This window comes from Fictibacillus sp. UD (assembly GCF_043558025.1).
Classification (GTDB): Bacteria; Bacillota; Bacilli; order Bacillales; family Fictibacillaceae; genus Fictibacillus.
The window spans coordinates 95,470-119,601 of the sequence record NZ_JARUHH010000007.1; the positions used below are offsets into that span (position 1 = coordinate 95,470).

Consider the following 24,132-nt stretch of genomic DNA (forward strand, 5'->3'; position numbering starts at 1 on the left):
TAGGAATTTATTAAGAAATTGAGATGCAAGTATCGCTATGAGATAATGAGTTTGATTTTCGTAAAATTTTGTAGTTCTTGAATGAAGTTGATTTCCGTTCCAGGTGCTCGCTTTCCGCGGGGCAGGCGGTGAGCCACATTCGTACGTTTCACTCTTAAGTGTCTCACCTGACCGCTTGTCCCGCAGGAGTCTCGCACCTTACACTCCAATCAACTTGTCAATGAAGAAAATAACAAAATAACTCATAACCAAACACCATTAAGATTAGAGCCAATATTAAAGTAATGTAGGGGGATAAATAATGTCTCAAGAAATAGAAATTGAATTTAAAAACCTGCTAACACATGACGAGTTTTTAAGGCTTATTCATGAGTTTGCAATCAACGAGGATGATTTTAAGAAACAAACCAATTATTATTTTGACAGTGAGGATTTTAAGCTAAAATCTCATAAAAGTGCATTGCGTGTCAGAATGAAGAACGATACATACACACTTACCTTAAAACAGCAGTTTGAAGAACATATATTAGAAACACATCAGACACTTTCAAAAGATATTTTCGCTGGTTTATTAGAAGGAAAAACTCTGCCTGAGGGTGCTGTATCCGATGTTATTAAGAATTTGGATATCAACGTATCCCAAATTACCTATCTAGGAGAACTTACAACATTCCGTGCCGAACTTCCCTACAAAGACGGACTGCTTGTTTTAGATGAAAATCACTATTTAGGTAAAATCGACTATGAAATTGAATATGAATCTGCCGATTATAAGATTGGACTGAAAAATTTTGAAGAATTGTTAGCCGATAAGCAGATACCTAACCGAGTTACAAATAGTAAGATAGCTCGCTTTTTTTCTGAAAGTAACAGAAACACTAAAAGATAAACGTTCATTTTAGCATTTCTTTGTCTTGCTTCAATGACCAGTTCCTCGAGGTCACATTCTCCCCTTCCCTAGATACAAAAAACGTATCTTGGTCAGGTGATTATGTGCTTGTCGGAACTTAACGGTCATTTCAGCATTTCTTTGTCTTGCTTCAATGACCAGTTCCTCGAGGTCACATCCTCCCCTTCCCTAGAAACAAAAAACGTATCTTGGTCAGGTGATTATGTGCTTGTCGGAACTTAACGGTTATTTCAGCATTTCTATTAAGGAGGATTCTCTTGAATATTCAATCATATAAAGCACTATTGGAAATACAGGCACTGCAGCAGTTGAACGTAACCACTGCCTCTGCTACAGAATCCCTGAAATCGAATGAAAGTCCTTTTGCAGCTTTATTGCAGGAAGCCTACTCGAAGGCAGGGATAAATAATAACTCAAACGAGATGCTTAACTTGAGTACTAATACAAACTCATTTATGCCTTTAGCAACTAATGTTCAATATTCGCTGCCAGAATCATCTTCTTTTATAGGATCAAGCATTTCATCTGAGGAATTGAATATCCCATCAAAAAAGTTAGATGTGCTGATCCAAAACACTGCAAGTAAGTTTGGAGTCGACCCTAATTTAATTAGGTCAGTAATTAAGCATGAATCCAATTTCAAGGCTACTGCACAAAGTCATGCTGGTGCACAAGGGCTTATGCAATTAATGCCTGCAACCGCAAAATCTCTTGGGGTTACAAACCCTTTTGACCCGATACAAAACGTTGAAGCAGGGACAAAGTACCTAAAGATGATGCTTGATAAGTATGATGGCGATAAACAGCTTGCTCTTGCGGCCTATAATGCCGGTCCAGGGAACGTTGATAAATACAATGGCATTCCACCGTTCAAAGAGACGATTGCCTATGTAAAGAAAATATTGAATACGTATCAAACGTTAGTTTAGCCCTCATTCATTGAGGGTTTTTTCGTACACTTTCCACTTTCTTATATCCTTAGATATTCATATTGTTTGCCTACACTTCATGAACCTTGCTACAATAAAATTACAAATTGACGCAAGGAGCTTTTGCACCATGTTTGACGAAACAAAAACACCATACGATCTTTTAGGGAAAAGAGCCGGAATCGAAAAGCTTGTGACCACTTTTTATAGCTTGGTCGGACAAGATCCTTTGCTGTCCCCACTTTTTCCTGACGACTTAACGGAGACTGCCTACAAACAAACTCAATTTTTAAGTCAGTTTTTTGGCGGACCTCCACTATATACAGAGGAACATGGACATCCTATGCTCAGAGCACGTCATATGCCTTTTCCTATTAAAAATTCGCATGCAAAAGCTTGGCTTACGTGCATGGAACGAGCGATGGCCATTCATAAGTTAGAGCCTGAATTACAAAACTTTTTGTTAAGCCGATTAAAAATGACTGCTTACCATATGGTGAATACTGAGGATTCAGAAAGGGGCGAGAATGCTGACACTGTATAATTCCAATTCCTTTTACGACGATCTAGAGAACAATAAAAACCATGCCTGTCAAAAGCCATTGGAAATCTATTCTGTCATCGATCCGCTATGCCCAGAATGCTGGTCATTAGAGCCTGTTCTAAAAAAATTACAAGTTCAATACGGTAAATATTTTACATTACGCCACTTTGTTAGTGGCAGCCTTGAATCACTAAATACGTACGTTCCACGAAAAAAAGGCATCAACACTGCTGAACAGATTGCTGAAAAATGGGAAAAAACAGCTTCTCTCTCCGGAATGAGCTGTGATGGAGATGTGTGGCTCGAAAATCCGATCTCTGCCCCACACAAAGCAACATTAGCGATAAAAGCTGCAGAGCTGCAAGGGAAGCAGCAAGGAATGAAGTTTTTAAGAAAACTAAGAGAAAATTTATTTTTAAATAAACAAAACATTGGGAACGATGAGGTTTTGTTAGAAATCGCTCGTTCTGTTCATTTGGATGAAGAAGAATTCTTAAGTGATCTGTCATCTGAAGCTACTATAAAAGCATTGCGCTGTGATTTAAAGTTTTCTCAGGAGATGGACGTTACACAGATCCCAACTCTTATTGTATTTAATGACAAAACAGATGACGATGGAATTAAAATCTCGGGCTGCTATTCGTATGACGTGTATGTAGAAATCCTTAAAGAAATGTCAGGTGAACCATTGGAGCCTTCTCCACTTCCTGAACTTGAAGAATTTCTTTCCACGTACTCATTTGTTGCAACTAAAGAAGTTTCTGTAGTTTATCAAATTAGTTGTGAAGAAGCAGAAAAGAGATTAAAGCGACTTGTATTGCAGCAAAAAGTCGAACGAGTCCCAGTAAAATACGGTACATTTTGGAGATACGTTCCAACCCGCTGAATCACTAGAGCGGGTTCTTTTTATGGAATAAAAAAGTCATCCAGGACGTGCTTGCATATCCTCCCTCTTCATGAATAAACATGTACAAAGGAGGGAGAAATCACATGTATTTAATTATGATTATTATAAGCCTTATTTCATTAGCAGGGAGTTTTTATTTTTTTGTGCTCTCTCTATTAAATATGGCACCAAAAATTCTTGCTGTACCGAGTCTTTTTATCGCGGTACTCTTAACAACACTATTGTTTAACTATCGCTCAAAACTTAGACGAATCGGATAAAACAACATAAATAAAATCCTGCCCGGTTTCTCGGACAGGATTTTTTGTGTTATTTTTCAAAAAGCAGTTCTTCCATCTCATCAAGAATGGATTCGAATACTTTAAGAGCATTTTCGATCGGCTCAGGAGTTGTCATATCTACCCCTGCTTTTTTCAATACTTCAATTGGATAATCAGAACTTCCCGCTTTTAAGAAATCGAGATAACGATCCACAGCAGGTTTTCCTTCTTCTAAGATTTGTTTGGATAAGGAAGCCGCAGCACTGAATCCTGTAGCATATTGGTATACATAGAAATTGTAGTAGAAGTGAGGAATTCTTGCCCACTCTAATCCAATCTCCTTATCAATCACTAAATCTTCCCCGAAATATTTAACATTCAGATCATAATAGATCTTCGTTAATAGTTCCGGAGTTAACGGCTCTCCGTTTGCTGCACGAACATGGATTTCTTGTTCGAACTCAGCAAACATCGTTTGACGGAATACTGTTCCTCTGAAGCCTTCTAAGTGATGGTTCAGCAAGTATAATTTTTCTTTCTTGTCAGATGTCTTTTCCAGCATGTAATGATTCAACAAAGCTTCGTTGCAAGTAGATGCCACTTCTGCCACGAAAATCGAATAATCCGCATACGGATAAGGCTGACTTTCTCGTGTATAGAAACTGTGAACCGAGTGCCCGATCTCATGTGTTAGTGTAAATAAGTTGTTTACGTTATCTTGCCAGTTCATTAAGATGTAAGGCATTGTACCATAAGCACCCGAAGAATACGCCCCGCTTCTTTTCCCTGCATTCTCATGCACATCAATCCAGCGCTTTTCATAGCCCTCTTTTACGATTGTTTTGTACTCTTCTCCCATAGGATCCAAGCTGTCTAATACAAGCTGTTGAGCTTCTTTAAAGCTTACTTCCATCTTTGCATCTTTCACAAGCGGCGTGTAGAGATCATACATGTGAAGCTCATCAAGACCAAGCGCTTTTTTACGAAGACGAACATAGCGATGCAATAGTCCTAAATTATCATTCACTGTTTTTACTAAGTTATCATAAACAGCTTCTGGAATATTGTTATTGTTTAGAGCTGCTTCACGAGCTGAGCTGAACTTTCTTGTTTTAGCGAAGAAATTGTCTCTCTTAACCGTTCCAGCAAGCGTGCTCGCAAACGTATTTTTGTAAGAATCATATGTCCCATATACAGCTTTGAAAGCATCTTCTCTTACTCTGCGGTCAGAGCTTTCCAGGAAACGAATATAACGGCCATGCGTTACCTCAATCTCTTCCCCGTTTTCATCCTTAATAACAGGGAATTTAAGATCAGCGTTATTGAGCATACCGAATGTATTGCTTGAAGTATTGGCTACTTCTCTTACGTCTGCCAGAAGAGCTTCTTCTTCTTTAGAAAGCACATGCGGACGCTGACGGTTAATTTCATCTAAAGCATGTTTATATAGCTTTAAAGGCTCATGGCTTTGTAAAAATTGAATCAAAGCCTCTTCTGATAGTGACAGGATTTCAGGAACAGCGAATGATACGGTGCTGCTTACCTGTGTAGCAAGGTTTGAAGCACGGTCATTCAACCCTTGGTAAAGAGAGTTCGTTGTATCCTGGTCGTATCTCATATGAGCGTATGTATATAGCTTACCAAGTTTCTTGGTTACTTCGTCTTGTTTTTGCAAATAAGAATAAAGGGTTTCGGCTGATTCTCCAAGCTTCCCTTGGAAAGCTTTCAATTCTGGCAACAGTTCTTTTGTTTCATTAAATTCTTTTTCCCATACGTCATCAGACGCATATATAGCTTCTAAATCCCATGTATCTTCTACAGGAACTTCATTACGCTTTGGCAATGATTTCGTTTTTGTTTGAGACATACTTACACCTCCAAGTAAATTAAAGAGAATAGTGATATCACATTCTCCTTATGTATATCTACATATTACCAGAAAATGCTTAAACAAAGTCAAAAATTACGTCTTTTCACTGAAAATTTTGTCTAGTTTAAATGCCTCTTCCACTGTTTTGGGATAATGGATTTTGCTTATTATTTTATAAGATTGTTCAGTAACCTGCTCAAGTATTTGATGTGTCTCTAAAAAGTGAAGATAACCTCTAAGTGCATCCTTCCAAGATTCATTGATGTAAGGGAATTCTCTTGTTTGTATAATTCTTTTTTGAATTAACCTTTCAAACTCCTGTTCAATGAAGTTAATCGAGAACAGTGAAACTGATAATTTTTCAATCATTAATAAAAGATAGGTTTGCCACAAATAGGGAGAGGCTTCGAAGTGATAGTAACCACTAGATGGGACACCCGCAACAGATGGAAATAATGTTAAGGACCGATTGTTAAAATATAAAACTTTTTTCATATACATAACAGATGGAGAAGTATTTTTAAAAGCAGTCATCCTCCATGTTGTTTTTTGCTTAAGCCATAAATCTTTATAAGGGAAGTGTTCATCTTCGTTAAAGGGATTTGATAACCAATGAAAATGTTTGAAAGTCTTTGAGGAAAACCGGTATGAAACAGCAGCTGATTTTCTTTGCGAAAGAGGTAATATGTTTCTGAGGAGCAAAAATTGATTCTGAAGAGGACAATAATAATTAAGATAAAGGTGGCCATCCTTGTCTTTCTTTGCAGCTGAAAGATCTGTACTTTGAATAAGATACAGGTAGTTTCCTTTATACGTTAATCGTTTCAATCCAAAAATCCAATCTGACTGAATATTAAGAGACTGATAACCTTGAATCCGTCTATGTAATTGATCTTGGCTCATCGTTGCGCATTGAAACTCAATCGCATGATTATGCTTTGGAAGAAACAAATCAGGACGCTGAGCAATATCACGTAAAAAAAATTCAACAATTGGTTCTTCTGATGATTCAATCAGCCATTTGTAAAGCCCTTTTTTCCCAAGCATATGATAGTTGGTCTCAGCCTCATGAAACCCTGCACATTCTTCATATGACCGATGTGCAAAATGCCACGTTTTTTTGGTACCGCATTTCGGAATAACTATACATTGGCAAACAGGACATAGCAGTTTTCCTTCTTTATTTTTTGCGACCCACTCTTCTTTTGTTGAATCACCTACCATGTCAACAAATTGATTCTTATATAGAGCAACAAGCAATCCACTCACCTCTTTATCACTTTATTTTTAATGATGAAAGAAGCAAGGATAAATGTCATATTCTGCTTTGCTCATTATTACGCTTAAAACGTGCTTATATTTGTAAAAACACTTAATAAAAAAAACAAAAACCGATTTCAATGGATCTGAAATCGGCTATATCTTATAATTTAAAATATTTTTGTACGTGTTCTAGTGCACCATCAGAAACAATTGTTTTGCCATACTCTTGTACGCGGTATACGGATAAATCGGAATCATTACCGTATTCTAAGAGCTGAGCTAATAAATCATCTTGCTCTCGATCTGAAGTTTCCACATTGAATGTCACATACAAATAATATTTACCCTCGAAGTGAAACAGAGCGTTTTCAAATGACGACGGATCAATGGTATGACTTAAAGAGATAACATCTTCAAAGTCTCCAAAAGAAATCAAGAATGACAGGTAATCTTCCTCAGTTTCTTCTAATTCATCAAATTCCTCTTCTACTTGAAATTGCTGATCTAATATTTGTTCAATATTTTGATCAACAGGCAAATCCAATTTATCATCGCCGATTGGCAGCTCAATTTTTTTACCGTCTTTAGACATTTGAGCACGAGTTACAATAATTTCAAGACCTTTATCCAGAGCCTGTACTTGAATCCACAGAGGACCTTCTAATGGAAACTGCTCTTGCTGATGTGCTTCGTCCATCATTTCCCAAAAGAGTTCTTCTCCTCTTTCGCGATCAGACCATATTTCTTCACGGTCGAAACCGCGATCTTCAATATCTCTGTACGTAATGAAAAATTTAATGGTGAACTCATTCACTCTTTCAATTTCCATTCTGCTTCTCTCCCTTCTCTCCGGTTTGTTCGTGAAGGGATAAATACCCCTAGAAAAAAGCAAATCTTATTTCCTTTTATTCTCCGTCGAAAAAAATCAATCACAATTAAACCTCTTGTACCTTATTCTATGACAAAACGGAAAATATGGAAATAAAAAAGGCCTGTATAATCTGCCCTTTTTTACCCCTAAAAAAGTCATGAATTTCAAGCTCCCAACTTGACGCAGATGACCAAGCTAGACTATAATTCAAAGGTCTTTAAGGTTAACATATTGTACCATAATTCATATAAAATTTCATTACATACGGGGGGTTTACGTTTGGAAACAGAATTTCTGATATCATTGCTGCAAATCATTGCAATCGATATCCTTCTCGGCGGAGACAACGCTATTGTAATTGCCCTTGCCAGCAGAAACTTACCAGAGGCTCAAAGAAATAAAGCGATCTTCTTAGGAACAGGACTTGCTATTTTAGTTCGTGTAGTACTAACCATTGTAGCTGTATACTTGTTAAATATTCCTTACTTATATCTTGCAGGTGGAATTTTGCTATTAATTATTGCCTACAAGCTTATTTTAGAAGAGGATGAAGAGCTTGATGTAAAAGCAGGTAAAAACTTATCTGATGCGGTAAAAACGATCGTATTTGCTGATATCGCCATGGGACTTGATAACGTGCTAGCAGTTGCTGGTGCTGCACATGGAAATATTGTTCTAGTTGTAATTGGACTTTTAGTATCTGTACCCATTATTATATGGGGAAGCAAAATAATATTGCACTTTATGGAACGATTCCCAATATTAATTTATATCGGAGCTGGTGTTCTCGCATTTACATCAGCTGGAATGATCGTAGAAGAACGAATGATTCATTCTGTTTTTGAAGGTAACGATTTGCTAAAATACGGTTTATATGTGTTCTTAGTCGTAGGTGTCATTATGGCAGGAGTCCTGACTAATACGTTTAAGAAAAAGCGTACTAAATAAGAAGAAGTCTCGCATTACTGCGAGACTTCTTCTTTATTTTTGGCAATTTACTATAGATATTGCTTTCTAAGTTGTTTTGTACATTTTCTTCATGGATAAGTTGGTTGGAGTGGAAGGGACGAGACTCCTGCGGGACGAGCAGTCAGGTGAGTCCCTTAATGGCATAGAGCGGCAAGGGGCTCACTGATCGCCCCGCGGAAAGCGAAGCATCTGAAACGGAAATCAACTACTTTCAAGAACCACCTAGCTTACTTTTCAGTAACAAAAAAACTTCCACCTGCAATAGGCGGAAGTTTTCTTTTTTATTCATTTACAAGACGCTGTGCTTCCATAAGTTGGAACGTACGTACTCGTCTTGGTAAAAAACGACGAATTTCATCTTCGTTATATCCTACTTGCAAACGTTTTTCATCAAGGATAATTGGTCTGCGTAATAAGCCAGGATGATCTGCAATCAATTGGTATAAGTCTTGCAAAGGCATGGATTCAAGATTAATGTTGAGCTCCTGGAACGTCTTAGAACGAGTAGAGATGATCTCGTCTGTACCGTCCTCTGTCATTCTCAAGATTTGCTTAACTTCTTCTATTGATAAAGGTTCTGAAAAAATATTTCTTTCTTGATAAGGAATGTCATTCTCTTTTAACCATGCTTTTGCTTTACGGCATGATGTACAGCTCGGCGAAGTAAATAGTGTGACCATAGTGGATCTCTCCTTCCCCTCTCTCTGATTTAGGTACTTTAAAAAAGTTATTAAATCATTCATAGTATACTACATATTTTACATTTTCGGTAGAGGTTATACAGACTTTTGTACATTTTTACGAATTTGTCATACAAATGTAATACATCAAATACATATACAACTTGTCTCACATAACATGACCGTATCTACATATATATAGACGTATTACCCAAGATTAAGTTTCATAAAACATTAAAAAATAAAAGAGCGGCAAAAAACCACTCTTTTTTTATGCGATCGTTTTTTTAACTTGAGATGCAGGGCCTTTTCTTGCGATGTTTGGCTTTAACTGCTTAAGATTTTTCTTAAGCATTTCTTTTAAGAGTTCACGCTTCGTTTTTTTCTTTTTGTCTTTTTGTTTCATACCGTTCATCCTCCTTTAAAAAGGAAAATAGTCATACTACTCGGAAGCAGGTTTTTCTGATGAATCTGAAGACTTATCCTCAATCTGTTCTGGATTAGGAACTGCATTGTTTTGATCGAGTGTCAGTACTTCACTTGCTGGCTGATAAGACTTTCCGTACAACTCGCTATCTTTGTACGTGTGTATTTCATTATACGTCTTTTTCATGTTTTCATAAATAGTTTCTTCAGATTCTTCTGATGGTGACCAATATAAGATTTCCATTTCATTTATTTCATTAGTAGCCAATGAACGTCTTCTATATCCAATACTTGAAGCATGCTCAAATCCTTCTCGCGTATAAAAACGAAGGCGTTTTTCAGTATCAGTATCTTCATAGTCAACAGGCTCAACTTCTAAAATAATCGGCTTTCCTTTTTCTTTAAGCTTTTCAATAAGTTTATGCCCTAGACCTTGGCCACGAGCGTCCTTTGAAACAAATAAATAATCAATAAAAACAAAGTCAGAAAGCTCTACGTACATGAGAACGTGATGTTTACCTTCATCCTTATGGTAGATGTCGCTTTTTTCTTGCAGTAAAAGTTCCATGTGTTCTTTTGATTTCATTTCTTCAACCGGAAAATATTGATTTAACTTCTCATACCAATTCATTGTTTCCCCATCAGCTCCTTTAATTGTGGTGATTAATTATAGTTTTCCCTCTTTCTTCCTTTGTTATCATGAGATACAATAAAGAAAGAGGTACGTGGTGAACTCGTTGTTATAAGGAGGAGTCCTCATTTGATTTCATTCTTTGCCGATTTAACGTTAATAGCTTTATGTGTAGTTGGTATTACAGCACTGATGGGAACCATTTCCCAAGTCATCGCGGTAAAATTGTTCGGCGGTAAAAAAGTTTCTCACTTTGTGGATAAATCGAAGTCTTTTCAAGAAAACTGGAGTCCTGTAAAAAGAAGATAAAATGCGAACAACCCGTGAATTTTGGGTTGTTTTTTACATTTTAAGTACGAACTGCTTTATAATACAAGGGTAGCATACATAATAGAGGTGTACAAATGCATAGAAACCTTAGAACATTTATTAATCAATTAAGATCAGAAAAAGAAATCGTAGAAATTCATGCAGAAGTTGACCCATATTTAGAAATTCCAGAGATCCATAGACGCGTTATCTCGGAAGAAGGTCCTGCACTTCTTTTTACAAACGTAAAAGGAAAAAATATCCCAGTAGTAACAAATCTATTTGGTACGATTAATCGTGTAGATATGGCCTTTGGTCCAAAGCCGGAGCAATTAGTCAAAGAGTTAGTTGGGTCGATCGATGAATTAATGCCTCCTTCCCCTTCAGTATTATGGAAGAAAAAAGGGATGATTAAGGATGTGTTATCTCTTGGTACAAAAACAGTAGGAAAAAATAAAGCTCCATTATTAGAAACGTTCACTACAAATGTAAATATGAAAGACCTGCCTGCATTAACAGGCTGGCATTTAGATAGCAATCCATTTGTTACTCTTCCACTTGTGTATACAGAACATCCTGATAAGCATGAGCACAATCTAGGAATGTACAGAATTGAAATTAAGGAAGAAAACAAAACGGGTATCCATTGGCAAATTCATAAGGGTGGAGGTTTCCACCATTATGCAGCCGAACAGAAGAACGAAGCGCTTCCTGTAACACTATTCTTAGGAGGTCCTCCTTCTTTAATGATTTCAGCGATCGCACCATTGCCAGAGGCTGTACCTGAACTCATGTTTTCATCCATGTTAATGGGTGAAAAGTTAAGTCTTGCGCATGTTGATGGGCATCCGCATCCATTAATCGCTGAAGCAGAATTTGCGTTTGGTGGAGTTGTGCCTCCACATGTAAGAGAGCCTGAGGGACCATTTGGCGATCACTATGGCTATTACTCCTGGGCACATGATTTCCCTGTATTTAACGTAGATAAAATGTGGAAACGAAAAGATGCGATCTATCCTGCTACGGTAGTAGGGAAACCAAAACAAGAAGACTATTTTATAGGGGAATATTTGCAGCGGTTAATGAGCCCGTTGTTCCCTGTGGTAATGAACGGTGTCCGTGATTTATGGACTTATGCTGAAACTGGATTTCACGCACTTGCTGGAGCTGTAGTACGCGAATCGTATTATAAAGAAGGCTTAGCACATGCTTTCCGTATTATGGGTGAAGGTCAGCTTACGTTAACGAAATTCTTAATGGTAACGAATAAGCCTGTAAATCTCCAAAACTTTGCAGAACTAGCTGAAGGTGTCCTAGAGAGGTTCCTCCCTGAACGTGACTTGCTGATCATTCATGATACCTCTATGGATACGCTTGATTATACAGGACGGAAATTTAATACTGGTTCTAAAGCGATCATGACTGGACTCGGAGAACCAGTTCGTGAGCTAAAACGAACATATGAAGGTGGAACAATTTCCGGCATTGATAATGTAGGCGTATTTTGTGGAGGCTGCTTAACGGTTAGCGGTCCATCATTTGACGAAGCACCTGATTTTGCAGAACATTTACTCGCAAACAGCCATGATTCCTTTAAGGAATGGCCTTTAGTCTTTCTTGTAGATGATGCATCCATTGCAGCTACACAAGCTGAATTTTTATGGACAACCTTTACCCGGTTTGACCCAGCGTACGATGTATATGCGAAAAGTACGATCGATCGCAATCGAATAAAATATGAAGGTACTATAATTATCGATGCGAGGATGAAACCTTTCTATCCAGATGTGGTGGAAACGAGAGAAGATATCGATAAATTAGTTACGGATCGATGGGATGAGTACTTTAAAAAATAATCCAAAATAAAACTACAAAAAAGAAGCGTTTAATCGCTTCTTTTTTTGTAGATTAAAGTTGATAATTTGTCCGATCGGTGTTATTGTATATAACAATATACATTTTTACAGAAAGGAGAAATTTTATGCGAAATATTACTTTACTTGATTTATATAAACACCCTCATGTACAGAAATATGTAAAGCGTTCTGGGATGGTTCATGCTATTTCTACGGCTTACCATGCCTACCGTTTAGCGCTAAAAACTGGTGTTGACCCAGATTTAGCAACCAAAGCTGCTTTTCTTCATGATATCGGTCATTACACATGGTATAAGAACGGACACTGGGATTATGACATGTATAAAGAAAATGACATTCACGCGATTAAAGGAGCAGAACGAGCACATCGAATATTAGTGTCTTTAGGTGAAGACCGGAAAAATGCTAAAGAAATTGCACTCGCGATCTTACTTCACACCGATTCCTATCTGCCAGCAGGATCATTAAACTTAAATCCTTTGCAACAAGTTGTTGCTTTGGCCGATGAAGCAGATGAAGAACCAGGCGGAAGCCACCACTATCGAACAATTAGTGATACGAAAGCTATAACCATGATCAAAAAATTAGATGAAATGGTAGATGAATATCATGAAGAAGAAAAAGTAAAACACTCTGTTTCCTAAGAAGGAAAAGAGTGTTTTTAACATTCTTACATATTAATAAGCTACAAAACCTATAGCCTTTTCGCTCGAATACGTACCAATTGTACTTCCAAAACGAGTGTAGATTACCTTTGGAAAACTTGATAAAGAAAACAATTCTTCAAATTCTTTTTTCACTTCATCAGTAGATGAAAAACTGTGAATTAAGTAAAGAGCTTTATCTGGATTTGCTTCTTTCCATTCCGAAATAATTTCTTTCATTTTAGAAAGTCCTTTTTTACTGCCTCTGAACTTACCGATTGTTTCAACAACTCCATCGACGATAGAAATCATTGGCTTTATATTCAGCATACCAGCAATTGCACCTTGAACAGCAGAGATTCTTCCGCCTTTTTTAAGGTTTTCTAATGTTTCAAGAAGAACGTATGCTTTAATCCCTGATTTTGTTTGATTAAGCTGATTCATTATTTCACTTAAAGATTTTCCTGCTTGATACATTTCAATTGCTTCATTTAATAAAATCTGAACCCCTCCAGAAGCAATACCTGAATCAAGGATTGTGACTTTTTCTTGTTCATCATCTTTAAGCATGCTTTTGCCGATAGTAGCACTTTGAACTGTCCCGCTTAAATTCGATGAGATTCCAATATAAAGTACATCATTCCCCTTATCTACCTCTTTTTGGAATGCTTCATAAAAGGATTGTGGAGATGGCTGGCTTGTCTTAGGTAATTCCGGTTCAATAGACATCCGTCTATAAAATTCATCTTCAGATATGTTAACACCATCTAAATAATGGTCTTCACCAAACTGAACATTTAAAGGAACAACTGTTAATGGATATTCCAGTTTCTCACGATTTATTTTAAGGTCACTTGCGCTGTCAACTATAAAACTAAGGTTCATATTGTTCTACCCCATTTCTGCTTCTCGTTCAATTATTAGGGATGTGCAAAGAATTTCATAGGACTTTGTATACGCTTTACACACTTGTTTTAGTTTAACATAAAAAACAGCCTCCTGTAAGGAAGGAGACCGTTTTAAATGTGTTAATTATTTTGTTTAACAGCCTCTTCATCATAAAGATGACAAGCCACCCAATGTCCTTCTCTTGCTTCTTGCCATTTTGGCTTTACAGCAGCACATACATCCATTGCATGAGGGCAACGAGTTCGGAATCTGCAACCGCTAGGAGGATTAATCGGACTCGGAACATCACCTTCAAGGATAATACGCTCACGGCTTCTTTCTAATTCAGGATCTGGAACTGGAATCGCTGATAAAAGAGCTTGAGTATATGGATGAAGCGGCTCTTCGTATAGCTCATCACTTCCTGTAAGCTCAACGATATTCCCTAAATACATAACACCAACACGATCAGAAATATGTTTTACCATAGAAAGATCATGGGCAATAAATAAATAAGTAAGTCCGCGGTCTTTTTGAAGCTCCATCATCAAGTTTACAACCTGTGCTTGAATGGATACATCCAGTGCTGAGATTGGCTCATCCGCAATAATGAAATCAGGATCTACTGCTAACGCACGTGCAATTCCAATACGCTGACGTTGTCCACCTGAGAACTCATGGGGATAACGGTTAGCATGTTCTCTGTTTAAACCTACTGTTTCAAGTAGTTCATAAACTCGGTTATCACGATCTTTCTTTGTTTTCGCCAAGCCATGAATATCAATGCCTTCCGCAATAATATCTTTAACCGTCATACGCGGATTTAATGATGCGTAAGGATCTTGGAATATCATCTGCATCTTGCGGTTGAATTTTTTTAGTTCAGAACGAGATTTTCTTCCATGAACGTCTTCACCTTCATAGAATACTTCTCCATCTGTTGCATCATAAAGTCTGATAATCGTACGTCCAGTTGTAGATTTACCACAACCAGACTCTCCTACAAGTCCAAGTGTTTCACCTTTATAAATATCAAAAGAAACATCGTCTACAGCTTGCAGTACACCCTTTTTTCCAGCTGGGAAATACTTCTTAAGATTTTTAACTTCAAGTAACTTTTCTCTTTCTACGACTGCCATTATCGAGCACCCCCAACTACTGCCGCTTCAGGCGGTTCAACTTTAGGTGCTCGCTCATCTAACAGCCAGCAAGCAGCCTTATGTGATGAAGAAACGCTTGTTACATCAGGCATATGCTCCACACATACTTCCATCGCATATGGACAACGCGCTGCAAATGGACATCCTTTCGGAGGATTCATTAAGTCAGGCGGTGTTCCTGGTATTGCTAATAACTCTTTTGATTCAGCATTCAACTTAGGCATGGATGCAAGAAGTCCCCATGTATAAGGATGCTTTGGATTATAAAAGATTTCATCCGATGTTCCCGTTTCAACGATCATACCACCGTACATTACAGCTACGCGCTGCGCCAGGTTTGCAACTACCCCTAAATCATGTGTGATCAAAATGATAGCAGTACCCGTTTTATCTTGAAGATCACGCATCAGATCAAGAATCTGCGCCTGAATTGTTACATCCAAAGCTGTTGTAGGCTCATCTGCGATTAATACTTTTGGATTACATGCTAATGCAATAGCAATAACAACACGCTGACGCATTCCGCCTGAGAATTGGTGAGGATATTCATCGACACGAAGTTCAGGATTTGGAATTCCTACTAGCTTTAACAGGTTAATAGAACGCTCTTTTGCTTCACTCTTGTTCATGTTCTGGTGCTTGCGCAGACCTTCCATGATCTGCTTCCCGATTGTCATTGTTGGATTCAATGATGTCATCGGATCCTGGAAGATCATAGAAATTTCAGCGCCGCGAATTTTTTCCATTTCACGTTCAGTTGCTTTCGCAAGATCTTTTCCATTAAAAAGGATGCTGCCTTCTTTAATGGAACCGATTTTATTTGGTAATAGTCTCATAATGGCTTTAGATGTAACGGATTTACCCGAACCGGATTCACCTACAATTGCAAGTGATTCTCCTTTTTCTAATGTAAAGCTAACACCGCGAACGGCTTTAACTTCTCCCCCATACGTTTGGAAGGAGACATGTAGGTTTTCTAATTGTAGTAATTTTTCCATATTGAAATCTCCTCCCTATTTTCTCATTTTCGGATCAAGTGCATCACGTAATCCATCCCCAACAAGGTTAAAGCTGATCATCAAGATACACATAACTGCTGCAGGATAGATTGCCAAGTGAGGATAAATTCTTAGTGATCTAAATCCATCGTTGATTAATGCTCCTAATGATGCTGTTGGAGGCTGAATCCCCAAACCAATAAAGCTTAAAAATGCTTCAGAAAAAATAGCGCCTGGAATTGTAAATGTGCTGGTAATAATGATTGCTCCAAGAGTATTTGGCAATAGATGTTTTGAGATCAATCTGCCATTTGTTGAACCTAATGTCTTTGAAGCTAATACAAACTCCTGGTGCTTTAACTTAAGAATCTGAGCACGTACAATACGTGACATACCTATCCATCCTGTAACAACAAGAGCCAAAGTAATCGATAGAATACCAGGATCCAATATAATGATAAACAAGATGATTACAACGAGATTCGGAATACCAACCAAAACCTCTACGATACGCTGCATAATATCGTCCGTTCTTCCGCCATAAAATGCTGAGATACCGCCATACGCTACACCGACGATCAAGTCGATTGTTGCAGCTAAGAAAGCAATATACAATGATACCTGCGTACCTTTCCAAACACGTGTCCACTGGTCACGTCCAAGTCCATCTGTTCCAAACCAATAGTACTGATCCTTTGGAATACTTTTCATTTCATATTGGTCAACACCACGAATATCTACACCGTCAACACCTAAGAATCCAACTTTTTCAAGACCCGGAATTTTCGGCGGCAAGCTCGCACGCATTAATTCCTGATCGTCAAAACCATATTGACTTAGTGTTGGGGCAATTAATGAAAAGAGAATGATAAACACAATAGCAAACAAACCTATCATTGCTGCTGTATTCTTTCTTAATCGTCTCATTGCATCTTGCCAAAAGCTTAAAGAAGGTTTTCCAATCTGTTCGCTTTGCCCGGTTTCAATTTGTGCAGGGCGGAATAAATCAGCTGTTAATTTTTTTTCTGTCATACTCATTATGATTTACCTCCTGCTACACGGATTCTAGGATCAATTACACCATAAAGGATGTCCACCACTAAAATAATGATTACAATCAGGAAACTAAAGAATAAAGTTGTTCCCATAATCGTCGGGTAGTCGTTAACCATGATCGACTTAACGAATTGTTCCCCAATGCCAGGGATAGCAAATATGTTTTCAATTACTAGAGAACCTGTAATTAGTCCGATAGACAATGGACCTAGTATTGTAATAATCGGTATTAAGCTGTTTCTTACGCAGTGTTTAATAATAACTGAGGTCTTGTTTACCCCTTTTGCTCTTGCCATTAATATATAATCTGTTCCTAAAATCTCTAGCATTTCTGTTCTCATAAATCGGGCAATTGTAGCAATAACGAATACGGATAGTGAGAAAGCTGGCAAAACGTGATATTCCGGACCGTTCCAAAAGGCTACAGGAAGCCATTGAAGCTTAACACCAACGAAGTATTGCAAAAGTCCTGCAAAAACGAATGAAGGTATCGCGATACCAATTACAGCTAGGATCATTGCCCCATAATCTATAAATGTATTATGTTTGAGTGCTGCTGCAATGCCGAGTATCAAACCAACAAGCGTCCCAAAAATTAGTGCTTCAATACCTATTGTTGCCGAAGGTCCCATCCCATTTACAATCATACTGTTTACAGTACGGCCATCATACTGGAATGTAATTCCTAAATCACCCTGTGCCAATTTACCCAGATAATTAATGTATTGAACAGGCACCGGGTCATTCAACCCGTATTTTTCGTTTAGTGCATACTTTTGAGCTTCCGTTAATTTTTCTTGATTTTGAAACGGAGAACCTGGTAAAAGCTTCATTAAAAAGAATGTAATAGTTGCTATGATCAGCAATGTTAATAACATATAAAAAACACGCTGTGAAATATAACGCAACATTACAAACACCTCCCCAAAATGTATCAAACTTAATGTTTTGAAATCTTTCTGTAATATCTATCTTAAGGGACACAATATTTTATATCAATAGAAAATATTTTTTTTTCGACATTTTCTGATTATTTTTGAATTTAGATATATATTCCATTTTTTGTTTTCAAGGCAAAAAGAGAGTACATGTCAGGAATACATGTACTCTCCTGAGAGAAACTATTTACTATTTTTCAATAGAATTATTGTTGCTTACCTTCAATATACATCCACTTGTAAGAAGTGTCAGCACCGAATAAGTGGTTTACTAGACCTTTAACGTAAGGCTTACGTAGTCCAACAACTCCACGTTGGTACATTGGAGAGATCGCTTGATCTTCGAAAAGTACTTTTTCTGCTTCAAGCATAGTATCCCAACGCTTGTTAACATCAGTTTCTTTCTTAGCAGCTGCAATCAGCTCATCGTACTTAGGATTTGAGTAACCCATTTGGTTATGAGCACCGTCAGTAACGAACATATCAAGGAATGTCATAGCATCTTGATAGTCAGGACCCCATCCAGCGAATGAGAAGTCATAGTCACCCTTAGACTCAAGATCAAGCTTTTGAGCGAAAGGCTGTGCTTTAATTGTTACAGTTAAACCAGGAAGGTTCTTTTCTAATTGGTTCTTGATATACTCGCCGACCTTCTTAGAAGACTCAGAATCGTAGTTAAGAAGTTCTAATGTAACTTTGTCTTTTCCGATTTCTTTCAAACCAGTTTCCCAAAGCTTTTTAGCTTCTTCAGGGTTGAATTCACCGAAAGTTCCATTTTGCTTACGGAAATCTTCGTTTGATTCAGGGTGGAACGTTAAATCACTTGGTACTAAGTAGTATGCAGCTGTAGATCCGTTGTTAAGGATTACATCTGACATTGATTTCTTGTCGTAAGCCATGTCGATTGCTTTACGGATGTTTACGTTTTTAAGCTCTTCTTTCTTCGCTTGGTTAATACGAAGGAAGAATACTGCTGCATCACCACGAGTGATTAGATCTTCGTGTCCTTTGAACTGATCAACAAATTCTGCACTTAGGCCTACAGAATCAACTTGACCTGTTTCATAAAGGTTAACTCCAGTTGCAACGTCTTTAACAATTTTCACGTTAATTTCGTCAAGTTTTACGTTTTCTTTATCCCAATATTGATCGTTTTTCTTAAACTGCCATCCTTCGTTGTGTTTCCATTCAGAAAGTACGAAAGGACCATTATATAATACTGTGTTAGCTTCTAAAGCGTACTTGTCGCCTTGAGACTTAACAAATTCTTCTTTTTGCGGGTAGAAAGTTGCGAATCCAGTTAGTCCTAGGAAATAAGGAGCTGGAGCTTCAAGAGTTACTTCAAGAGTTGACTCGTCAACTGCTTTAACACCTAATTCTTCAACTTTATTGTGAAGAGGGTCACCTTCAGTTTGGATCGCATTTGCGTTCTTTACTGGTGCCATGATGTAAGCATACTCAGAAAGAGTATCTGGGTGTAAAGCTTTTCTCCAAGAGTAAACGAAGTCGTTAGCAGTTACTTTAGATCCGTCACTCCATTTAGCGTTTGGATTTAATTTAAATGTGTATACCGTACCATCTTCACTAACTGTGTGGCTTTCAGCAACACCTTCAGTTGGCTGGTTCTTTTCATCAAGACGGTATAAACCTTCCATTACGTTGTTAAGTACTTCAAAAGATACTGCATCTGTAGCTTGTGAAGAATCCATTGATGGAATCTCTTCCCCATCAAGCAAGTTAAGTACTTGAGGCTCACTTGGTTTTTCTGTTTTTGCTGGATCTTTGCCATCACCTTCCCCAGCTTTCTTGTCATCTTTGTCTCCGCCACTACAAGCAGCTAGGAACATACTCAAGACAAGAACTAGCGTAAGAAGCAATGACCATTTTGACTTCTTCATGAGTCGACCTCCCCTTTTTATCCTGTTAATTTGTTAGCAGATAAAAGCATCAAGAATTATCAGACATTTTCATCTACAAGTTCGATTATACAAGTTTTCAAACAATTGTGCATTTATTTTTTTTAAGAGTTTTACAAAAAGCCCATTATATTTACTTTTCCTTAACAAAAAATAGGTATAAAGACCTACTTGTAACATGTGTGTTTTTTCTGATTATTCTACAAATTTTACCAAAATTATGTGTAAACTAGCATGAATATTACATTCTCGATTTTTTATGAGACTATGACTTGCTTTATATGGGAAGATAATTCGTCAATTTTATATTTCATTTGTTACAATGGGAGTAAAGTCTGACGGTATATTGCAAAAAATATGGTACATTTTTAGATGTTTATGGTGTAATTTTTACTAGATGGAGGCATACGTGATGAACTTACTTTTTAAAAGGATTCTGATGATATCAGCATTCCCTGTCTTTATAGCAATTGGGGTTGCATTAATCTCCCCCGGACCTTTTACCCTTGAAAAATACATAAATACGCTTTTTTATTTTTCGCTTACGATCGCACTTATTGGAATAGCATTATATGTAGTGAAAGGTGGTTTTTTTGATTTCTTTACATATAGCTTTAAAAGAGTTTCTAAAGTTCTTTCTAGAGCCCCGGAAATTGATGAACAGATTTCATTTAAAACTAATTTTCAATTGTCAGAACGTGTAAATGTATCATATATGCAGGCCTTCTTATACAGTGGTCTTATGTTGACTTTTATTTCAATTGCCGTTGCATATCTCTTATAATTTGTGTATACTACTTAAAAATAAATGACACATGCGATGATAAAGAAGAGTACATGGTGTGAAACTTTCAGAGAGTCTGTGGTTGGTGCAAACAGGCAGTGGATCATGATGGAATGGGCTTTTGAGTATTCTGACCGAACCTTTATAAGTAGGCTCAGACGTGTAGATGTCCGCACGATATAAATGGACAGCGTATCGGTTATTCCTGTACGTTTAGAGTGATTTTCATTGTTTTGAGAATTATAAGGGTGGCACCGCGGTCCATTCGTCCCTTGCTATAAGGCGACGAGTGGGCCTTTTTATATTGATTTGAAAAATAAAGGAGAGATGAATCATGTCTGTAATATTCTCAGGCATACAGCCGAGTGGAAATTTAACGATTGGCAACTACATTGGGGCTATGCGACACTTTGTTGAGCTTCAACATGAACACGAATGCTACTTCTGCGTAGTAAATCAGCACGCAATTACAGTAGCACAAGACCCTGCTGCATTAAAAAAGAACAGCAGAAACTTAGCTGCACTTTACTTAGCAGCTGGAATTAATCCTGATAAGTCTACAATCTTCATCCAATCAGATGTTCCAGCGCACACGAAAATGGGATGGATGCTTCAGTGTGTAACGTACATCGGAGAATTAGAGCGTATGACACAATTTAAGGATAAATCTACAGGTAAAGAAGCTGTTTCAGCAGGTTTGTTAACTTATCCCCCACTGATGGCAGCAGATATTCTTCTGTATAACACAGGAATCGTGCCTGTTGGAGATGATCAAAAGCAGCATCTTGAACTTACCCGTGATATTGCAGAACGCTTTAATAAAAAGTATCGCGAAATTTTTGTAATTCCAGAGCCAAGAATCGCTTCTGAAGGGGCTAGAATCATGTCCCTTGTAGATCCAGAGAAAAAGATGAGTAAATCAGATCCGAACCAAAATTCATTTATCTCAATGCTCGATGATGAGTCTGTCATTTTGAAGAAAATTAAGCGTGCTACAACTGATTCAGATGGTGTAGTGGCTTATGATAAAGAGAAAAAACCAGGAATCTCTAACTTACTGACAATCTACTCTCAACTGACAGGAGAAAGCATCTCATCTCTTGTTGAGAAATACGAAGGAAAAGGTTATGGAGACTTTAAACAAGGTGTAGCAGAGGCAATTATCAATACACTTAAACCGATTCAAGATCGCTATAAAGAATATGTTGAGTCTTCTGAGTTAGATGACATTCTTGACAAAGGTGCTGAAAAGGCAAATTTTGTAGCGAATAAAACGTTAAATAAAGCGGAACGCGCGATGGGATTAGCTCGTAAAAGAATTTAATAGCTAATTCTTAGCTGTTTTTAGCAGCAATCACTTCTTAAATTTCAAAAAACCAGTGGAACAGACATTTTCCACTGGTTTTTTATTATATTGTTTATCTCGGATGGCGCTCGTATTTCTCGGATGGCGCTCGTATTTCTCGGATGGCGCTCGTTCAGCGAGCACAAATCTTACTGTACAATAGAATGACGTATTCGACAGCAATAAAGATTCACCAAAAGACCATAAAAAGCTAGCTCCCAACACGAGGAGCCAGCTTTTTTAATGAGATCTAATTCACTTGAGTTCCGTTTTCAAGTTCCCATATCTTTTCGAAATAAGGTTGTCCTTTTACTAACCGTTCACACATATCCATATGCTTCTTGGACCAACCGCTTTTTAGTTCACAATACAGTGCGTCCCATGCTTCATCAAAATCCATTCTCTGAATTCTTCCGTATTGCTCTGGCATCCACTCTGTGCACCAATATCTCATCTCAGCTACGTTCTTTGTCGAATGCAGTTGATCTAGCGTCATAAAGAGAAGCTGCTTTAACTGTCTTTCTTTACGAGTTAGCCCTCTCATACTGTCTGGATTTGGAGATAGAATGTGATATTCCTTGCTCATCTGTTTTTCACTAAACGTATAAACTGTAGTTTCTGTCTGTTCTGCCATTTCGAATACGAGTTGTTCTTGTCGCGGGATGAGTCTGCTCTTACGGATTGGTATTCTATAACCCATTGTATCAACGATGAGAGATTTCTTTTCATCCGTAATAATAAAGCAGTGTTCTAGCTGGACGCGCTGGTTGTTCTTTCTGACATAAGCTTTCTGATGTACTTCTTCAAGCAGTGCATCTGGAAGGTCATTTAAGTCATTCTCAATGTAGTGAAAGAGTGTGGATTCTATTTTAATAATGGGTACTTGGTCCAACAACTCGATGTAGTCGTCTTTTCGCCATTCATGGAACTCACAAACGTTATAGCCATTCTCTTCTCCTTCAAACCAGTTGACCCAAACATCACGTAAGTATAACATCTGTACCCCTCACTTTTTTACCGATTTGTATTTAAAATCAGTATAGTCAGAGGTTGTCCTTTTTATTCTAAAATAAGGTAATTTACTCGAAGTATGCAAAAACCCCGCTTTCAAAAGAAAGCGGGGTTTTTCATTAAATTATTCTTCTATTTTCTTAAATACAAGTGACGCATTGTGCCCGCCAAATCCAAGCGAGTTGCTCAGTACGGCTTTCACGTCGGCAGTTCTAGCTGTATTAGGAACATAGTCGAGATCACACTCTTCATCAGGTGTTTCATAGTTAATCGTTGGCGGCAGAATATTCTCTTGAATGGCTTTAACAGAGAAAATCGCTTCAATTCCACCAGCTGCACCTAATAAATGTCCTGTCATTGACTTTGTCGAACTAACAGGAATATTGTAAGCATGCTCATTAAACACAGCTTTAATTGCTGCTGTTTCGAATTTATCGTTAAAATCAGTGCTTGTACCGTGTGCGTTAATATAAGAAATGTCTTCAGGTGTCAGGCCGCTGTCTTCAACTGCCTGTCTCATCGCACGAGCACCGCCTTCTCCACCAGGAGCCGGCTGTGTAATATGGTGAGCATCACCTGTTGCACCATAACCTACGATTTCCGCGTAGATTTTAGCTCCGCGTTTTTTAGCAAATTCATATTCTTCAAGAACAAGAATTCCAGCACCTTCCCCAATTATAAAACCGCTTCTGTTTTTATCAAAAGGACGGCTTGCTGTATTAGGATCTGGATTAGTAGATAATGCACCAGCTTGGCAGAAACCAGCTAAAGCCATATCTGTTATAGGCGCTTCTGTTCCACCAGTCACCATAACATCAGCATCACCACGCTGAATAACTTTGAATGCATCACCAATCGAGTTTGCTCCAGAAGCACAAGCTGTTACCGTACAAGAGTTCATTCCTTTTGCACCAATTGTAATTGAAACTTGGCCTGAAGCCATGTC

Annotated in this window: 26 protein-coding genes and 1 other annotated feature; of the genes, 11 read left to right on the forward strand and 15 right to left on the reverse strand. The window is 37.8% G+C overall.

Features of this window, described 5'->3' with window-relative positions:
* Positions 1-35: 35 nt before the first annotated feature.
* Positions 36-197 carry a hypothetical protein gene (locus P8610_RS13310; RefSeq protein ID WP_394604783.1) on the reverse strand — a complete coding sequence of 54 codons (162 nt, stop codon included), beginning with the start codon at positions 195-197 and terminating at the stop codon, positions 36-38.
* Positions 198-301: 104 nt separating this feature from the next.
* Between P8610_RS13310 and P8610_RS13315 the strand changes: the two genes are divergently transcribed.
* From P8610_RS13315 to P8610_RS13335, 5 genes are all read left to right on the forward strand, one after another.
* Positions 302-889, forward strand: a complete 588-nt coding sequence (locus P8610_RS13315) for a CYTH domain-containing protein (protein WP_394604784.1) — start codon at positions 302-304, stop codon at positions 887-889.
* 278 nt (positions 890-1,167) lie between these two features.
* On the forward strand, positions 1,168-1,839 hold the full coding sequence (locus P8610_RS13320; RefSeq protein ID WP_394604785.1) for a lytic transglycosylase domain-containing protein: 672 nt from the start codon (positions 1,168-1,170) through the stop codon (positions 1,837-1,839).
* A 130-nt stretch (positions 1,840-1,969) separates the two neighbouring features.
* A complete protein-coding gene (locus P8610_RS13325; RefSeq protein WP_394604786.1) occupies positions 1,970-2,383 on the forward strand; it encodes a globin in 414 nt (137 codons plus the stop codon).
* Positions 2,367-3,269 (forward strand): ClpXP adapter SpxH family protein, encoded by a 903-nt coding sequence (locus tag P8610_RS13330; RefSeq protein ID WP_394604787.1) that lies wholly within the window; start codon positions 2,367-2,369, stop codon positions 3,267-3,269. Before P8610_RS13325 ends, P8610_RS13330 begins: the two co-directional genes overlap by 17 nt.
* A gap of 104 nt (positions 3,270-3,373) precedes the next feature.
* Positions 3,374-3,550 carry a hypothetical protein gene (locus P8610_RS13335; RefSeq protein WP_394604788.1) on the forward strand — a complete coding sequence of 59 codons (177 nt, stop codon included), beginning with the start codon at positions 3,374-3,376 and terminating at the stop codon, positions 3,548-3,550.
* Positions 3,551-3,599: 49 nt separating this feature from the next.
* Here the strand turns inward: P8610_RS13335 and pepF are convergent, their stop codons facing one another.
* The 3 genes from pepF to mecA all read right to left on the reverse strand — a co-directional run bounded on the left by pepF (position 3,600) and on the right by mecA (position 7,512).
* Positions 3,600-5,417, reverse strand: coding sequence for an oligoendopeptidase F (gene pepF, locus P8610_RS13340; RefSeq protein ID WP_394604789.1), 1,818 nt, complete (start codon positions 5,415-5,417; stop codon positions 3,600-3,602).
* A 96-nt stretch (positions 5,418-5,513) separates the two neighbouring features.
* The gene (locus tag P8610_RS13345) at positions 5,514-6,680 is read right to left on the reverse strand and encodes a competence protein CoiA (protein ID WP_394604790.1); all 1,167 of its coding nucleotides are present in this window, start codon (positions 6,678-6,680) and stop codon (positions 5,514-5,516) included.
* 163 nt (positions 6,681-6,843) lie between these two features.
* Positions 6,844-7,512, reverse strand: a complete 669-nt coding sequence (gene mecA / locus P8610_RS13350; RefSeq protein WP_394604791.1) for an adaptor protein MecA — start codon at positions 7,510-7,512, stop codon at positions 6,844-6,846.
* Between the two features lie 321 nt (positions 7,513-7,833).
* Between mecA and P8610_RS13355 the strand changes: the two genes are divergently transcribed.
* On the forward strand, positions 7,834-8,502 hold the full coding sequence (locus P8610_RS13355) for a TerC family protein (protein WP_289495901.1): 669 nt from the start codon (positions 7,834-7,836) through the stop codon (positions 8,500-8,502).
* 302 nt (positions 8,503-8,804) lie between these two features.
* Here P8610_RS13355 and spxA read toward each other — a convergent pair whose 3' ends face one another.
* From spxA to P8610_RS13370, 3 genes are all read right to left on the reverse strand, one after another.
* Positions 8,805-9,203, reverse strand: a complete 399-nt coding sequence (spxA, locus tag P8610_RS13360) for a transcriptional regulator SpxA (protein WP_066245987.1) — start codon at positions 9,201-9,203, stop codon at positions 8,805-8,807.
* 271 nt (positions 9,204-9,474) lie between these two features.
* Entirely contained in the window at positions 9,475-9,609 is a 135-nt protein-coding gene (locus P8610_RS13365; protein ID WP_394604792.1) for a hypothetical protein, read from the reverse strand.
* Between the two features lie 36 nt (positions 9,610-9,645).
* Positions 9,646-10,260, reverse strand: coding sequence for a GNAT family N-acetyltransferase (locus tag P8610_RS13370; RefSeq protein ID WP_394604793.1), 615 nt, complete (start codon positions 10,258-10,260; stop codon positions 9,646-9,648).
* A gap of 129 nt (positions 10,261-10,389) precedes the next feature.
* Between P8610_RS13370 and P8610_RS13375 the strand changes: the two genes are divergently transcribed.
* The 3 genes from P8610_RS13375 to P8610_RS13385 all read left to right on the forward strand — a co-directional run bounded on the left by P8610_RS13375 (position 10,390) and on the right by P8610_RS13385 (position 13,090).
* Positions 10,390-10,569, forward strand: a complete 180-nt coding sequence (locus tag P8610_RS13375) for a hypothetical protein (RefSeq protein ID WP_289495905.1) — start codon at positions 10,390-10,392, stop codon at positions 10,567-10,569.
* A 95-nt stretch (positions 10,570-10,664) separates the two neighbouring features.
* Positions 10,665-12,425, forward strand: a complete 1,761-nt coding sequence (locus P8610_RS13380) for a UbiD family decarboxylase (protein ID WP_394604794.1) — start codon at positions 10,665-10,667, stop codon at positions 12,423-12,425.
* A gap of 125 nt (positions 12,426-12,550) precedes the next feature.
* Positions 12,551-13,090, forward strand: coding sequence for an HD domain-containing protein (locus P8610_RS13385; RefSeq protein WP_394604795.1), 540 nt, complete (start codon positions 12,551-12,553; stop codon positions 13,088-13,090).
* Between the two features lie 33 nt (positions 13,091-13,123).
* Here the strand turns inward: P8610_RS13385 and P8610_RS13390 are convergent, their stop codons facing one another.
* The 6 genes from P8610_RS13390 to P8610_RS13415 all read right to left on the reverse strand — a co-directional run bounded on the left by P8610_RS13390 (position 13,124) and on the right by P8610_RS13415 (position 20,028).
* Positions 13,124-13,975 (reverse strand): DegV family protein, encoded by an 852-nt coding sequence (locus tag P8610_RS13390; RefSeq protein ID WP_394604796.1) that lies wholly within the window; start codon positions 13,973-13,975, stop codon positions 13,124-13,126.
* Positions 13,976-14,118: 143 nt separating this feature from the next.
* On the reverse strand, positions 14,119-15,117 hold the full coding sequence (locus P8610_RS13395; protein WP_289495909.1) for an ABC transporter ATP-binding protein: 999 nt from the start codon (positions 15,115-15,117) through the stop codon (positions 14,119-14,121).
* Entirely contained in the window at positions 15,117-16,136 is a 1,020-nt protein-coding gene (locus P8610_RS13400) for an ABC transporter ATP-binding protein (RefSeq protein ID WP_289495910.1), read from the reverse strand. The genes P8610_RS13395 and P8610_RS13400 overlap by 1 nt, the downstream gene beginning before the upstream one ends.
* 15 nt (positions 16,137-16,151) lie before the next feature.
* Complete coding sequence (gene opp3C / locus P8610_RS13405) at positions 16,152-17,180, reverse strand: oligopeptide ABC transporter permease (RefSeq protein WP_394604804.1); 1,029 nt, start codon at positions 17,178-17,180, stop codon at positions 16,152-16,154.
* The gene (gene opp3b / locus P8610_RS13410) at positions 17,174-18,103 is read right to left on the reverse strand and encodes an oligopeptide ABC transporter permease (protein WP_289495912.1); all 930 of its coding nucleotides are present in this window, start codon (positions 18,101-18,103) and stop codon (positions 17,174-17,176) included. The genes opp3C and opp3b overlap by 7 nt, the downstream gene beginning before the upstream one ends.
* 233 nt (positions 18,104-18,336) lie before the next feature.
* Complete coding sequence (locus P8610_RS13415) at positions 18,337-20,028, reverse strand: peptide ABC transporter substrate-binding protein (RefSeq protein ID WP_394604797.1); 1,692 nt, start codon at positions 20,026-20,028, stop codon at positions 18,337-18,339.
* A gap of 430 nt (positions 20,029-20,458) precedes the next feature.
* On the opposite strand from P8610_RS13415, the gene P8610_RS13420 reads away from it, so the two are divergent.
* Both P8610_RS13420 and trpS read left to right on the forward strand, forming a co-directional pair.
* The gene (locus P8610_RS13420) at positions 20,459-20,830 is read left to right on the forward strand and encodes a DUF3899 domain-containing protein (protein WP_394604798.1); all 372 of its coding nucleotides are present in this window, start codon (positions 20,459-20,461) and stop codon (positions 20,828-20,830) included.
* 27 nt (positions 20,831-20,857) lie between these two features.
* Positions 20,858-21,106: a binding site (T-box leader), on the forward strand.
* A 58-nt stretch (positions 21,107-21,164) separates the two neighbouring features.
* The gene (trpS, locus tag P8610_RS13425) at positions 21,165-22,154 is read left to right on the forward strand and encodes a tryptophan--tRNA ligase (protein WP_394604799.1); all 990 of its coding nucleotides are present in this window, start codon (positions 21,165-21,167) and stop codon (positions 22,152-22,154) included.
* 271 nt (positions 22,155-22,425) lie between these two features.
* Here the strand turns inward: trpS and P8610_RS13430 are convergent, their stop codons facing one another.
* Together P8610_RS13430 and P8610_RS13435 are read right to left on the reverse strand one after the other, a co-directional pair.
* Positions 22,426-23,172, reverse strand: a complete 747-nt coding sequence (locus P8610_RS13430; protein ID WP_289495915.1) for a YjbA family protein — start codon at positions 23,170-23,172, stop codon at positions 22,426-22,428.
* 138 nt (positions 23,173-23,310) lie between these two features.
* A partial coding sequence (locus P8610_RS13435; protein ID WP_394604800.1) for a beta-ketoacyl-ACP synthase II occupies positions 23,311-24,132 on the reverse strand: 822 nt, incomplete at its 5' end.

Coding starts and splice junctions, on each gene's coding strand:
- P8610_RS13335 (WP_394604788.1), top strand. CDS start 3,374: ATGTATTTAATTATGATTATTATAAGCCTTATTTCATTAGCAGGGAGT.
- trpS (WP_394604799.1), top strand. CDS start 21,165: ATGTCTGTAATATTCTCAGGCATACAGCCGAGTGGAAATTTAACGATT.
- opp3b (WP_289495912.1), bottom strand. CDS start 18,103: ATGTTGCGTTATATTTCACAGCGTGTTTTTTATATGTTATTAACATTG.
- P8610_RS13315 (WP_394604784.1), top strand. CDS start 302: ATGTCTCAAGAAATAGAAATTGAATTTAAAAACCTGCTAACACATGAC.
- P8610_RS13385 (WP_394604795.1), top strand. CDS start 12,551: ATGCGAAATATTACTTTACTTGATTTATATAAACACCCTCATGTACAG.
- mecA (WP_394604791.1), bottom strand. CDS start 7,512: ATGGAAATTGAAAGAGTGAATGAGTTCACCATTAAATTTTTCATTACG.
- P8610_RS13390 (WP_394604796.1), bottom strand. CDS start 13,975: ATGAACCTTAGTTTTATAGTTGACAGCGCAAGTGACCTTAAAATAAAT.
- P8610_RS13395 (WP_289495909.1), bottom strand. CDS start 15,117: ATGGCAGTCGTAGAAAGAGAAAAGTTACTTGAAGTTAAAAATCTTAAG.
- P8610_RS13325 (WP_394604786.1), top strand. CDS start 1,970: ATGTTTGACGAAACAAAAACACCATACGATCTTTTAGGGAAAAGAGCC.
- pepF (WP_394604789.1), bottom strand. CDS start 5,417: ATGTCTCAAACAAAAACGAAATCATTGCCAAAGCGTAATGAAGTTCCT.
- P8610_RS13380 (WP_394604794.1), top strand. CDS start 10,665: ATGCATAGAAACCTTAGAACATTTATTAATCAATTAAGATCAGAAAAA.
- P8610_RS13365 (WP_394604792.1), bottom strand. CDS start 9,609: ATGAAACAAAAAGACAAAAAGAAAAAAACGAAGCGTGAACTCTTAAAA.
- P8610_RS13370 (WP_394604793.1), bottom strand. CDS start 10,260: ATGAATTGGTATGAGAAGTTAAATCAATATTTTCCGGTTGAAGAAATG.
- P8610_RS13330 (WP_394604787.1), top strand. CDS start 2,367: ATGCTGACACTGTATAATTCCAATTCCTTTTACGACGATCTAGAGAAC.
- P8610_RS13420 (WP_394604798.1), top strand. CDS start 20,459: ATGAACTTACTTTTTAAAAGGATTCTGATGATATCAGCATTCCCTGTC.
- spxA (WP_066245987.1), bottom strand. CDS start 9,203: ATGGTCACACTATTTACTTCGCCGAGCTGTACATCATGCCGTAAAGCA.
- P8610_RS13400 (WP_289495910.1), bottom strand. CDS start 16,136: ATGGAAAAATTACTACAATTAGAAAACCTACATGTCTCCTTCCAAACG.
- P8610_RS13415 (WP_394604797.1), bottom strand. CDS start 20,028: ATGAAGAAGTCAAAATGGTCATTGCTTCTTACGCTAGTTCTTGTCTTG.
- P8610_RS13430 (WP_289495915.1), bottom strand. CDS start 23,172: ATGTTATACTTACGTGATGTTTGGGTCAACTGGTTTGAAGGAGAAGAG.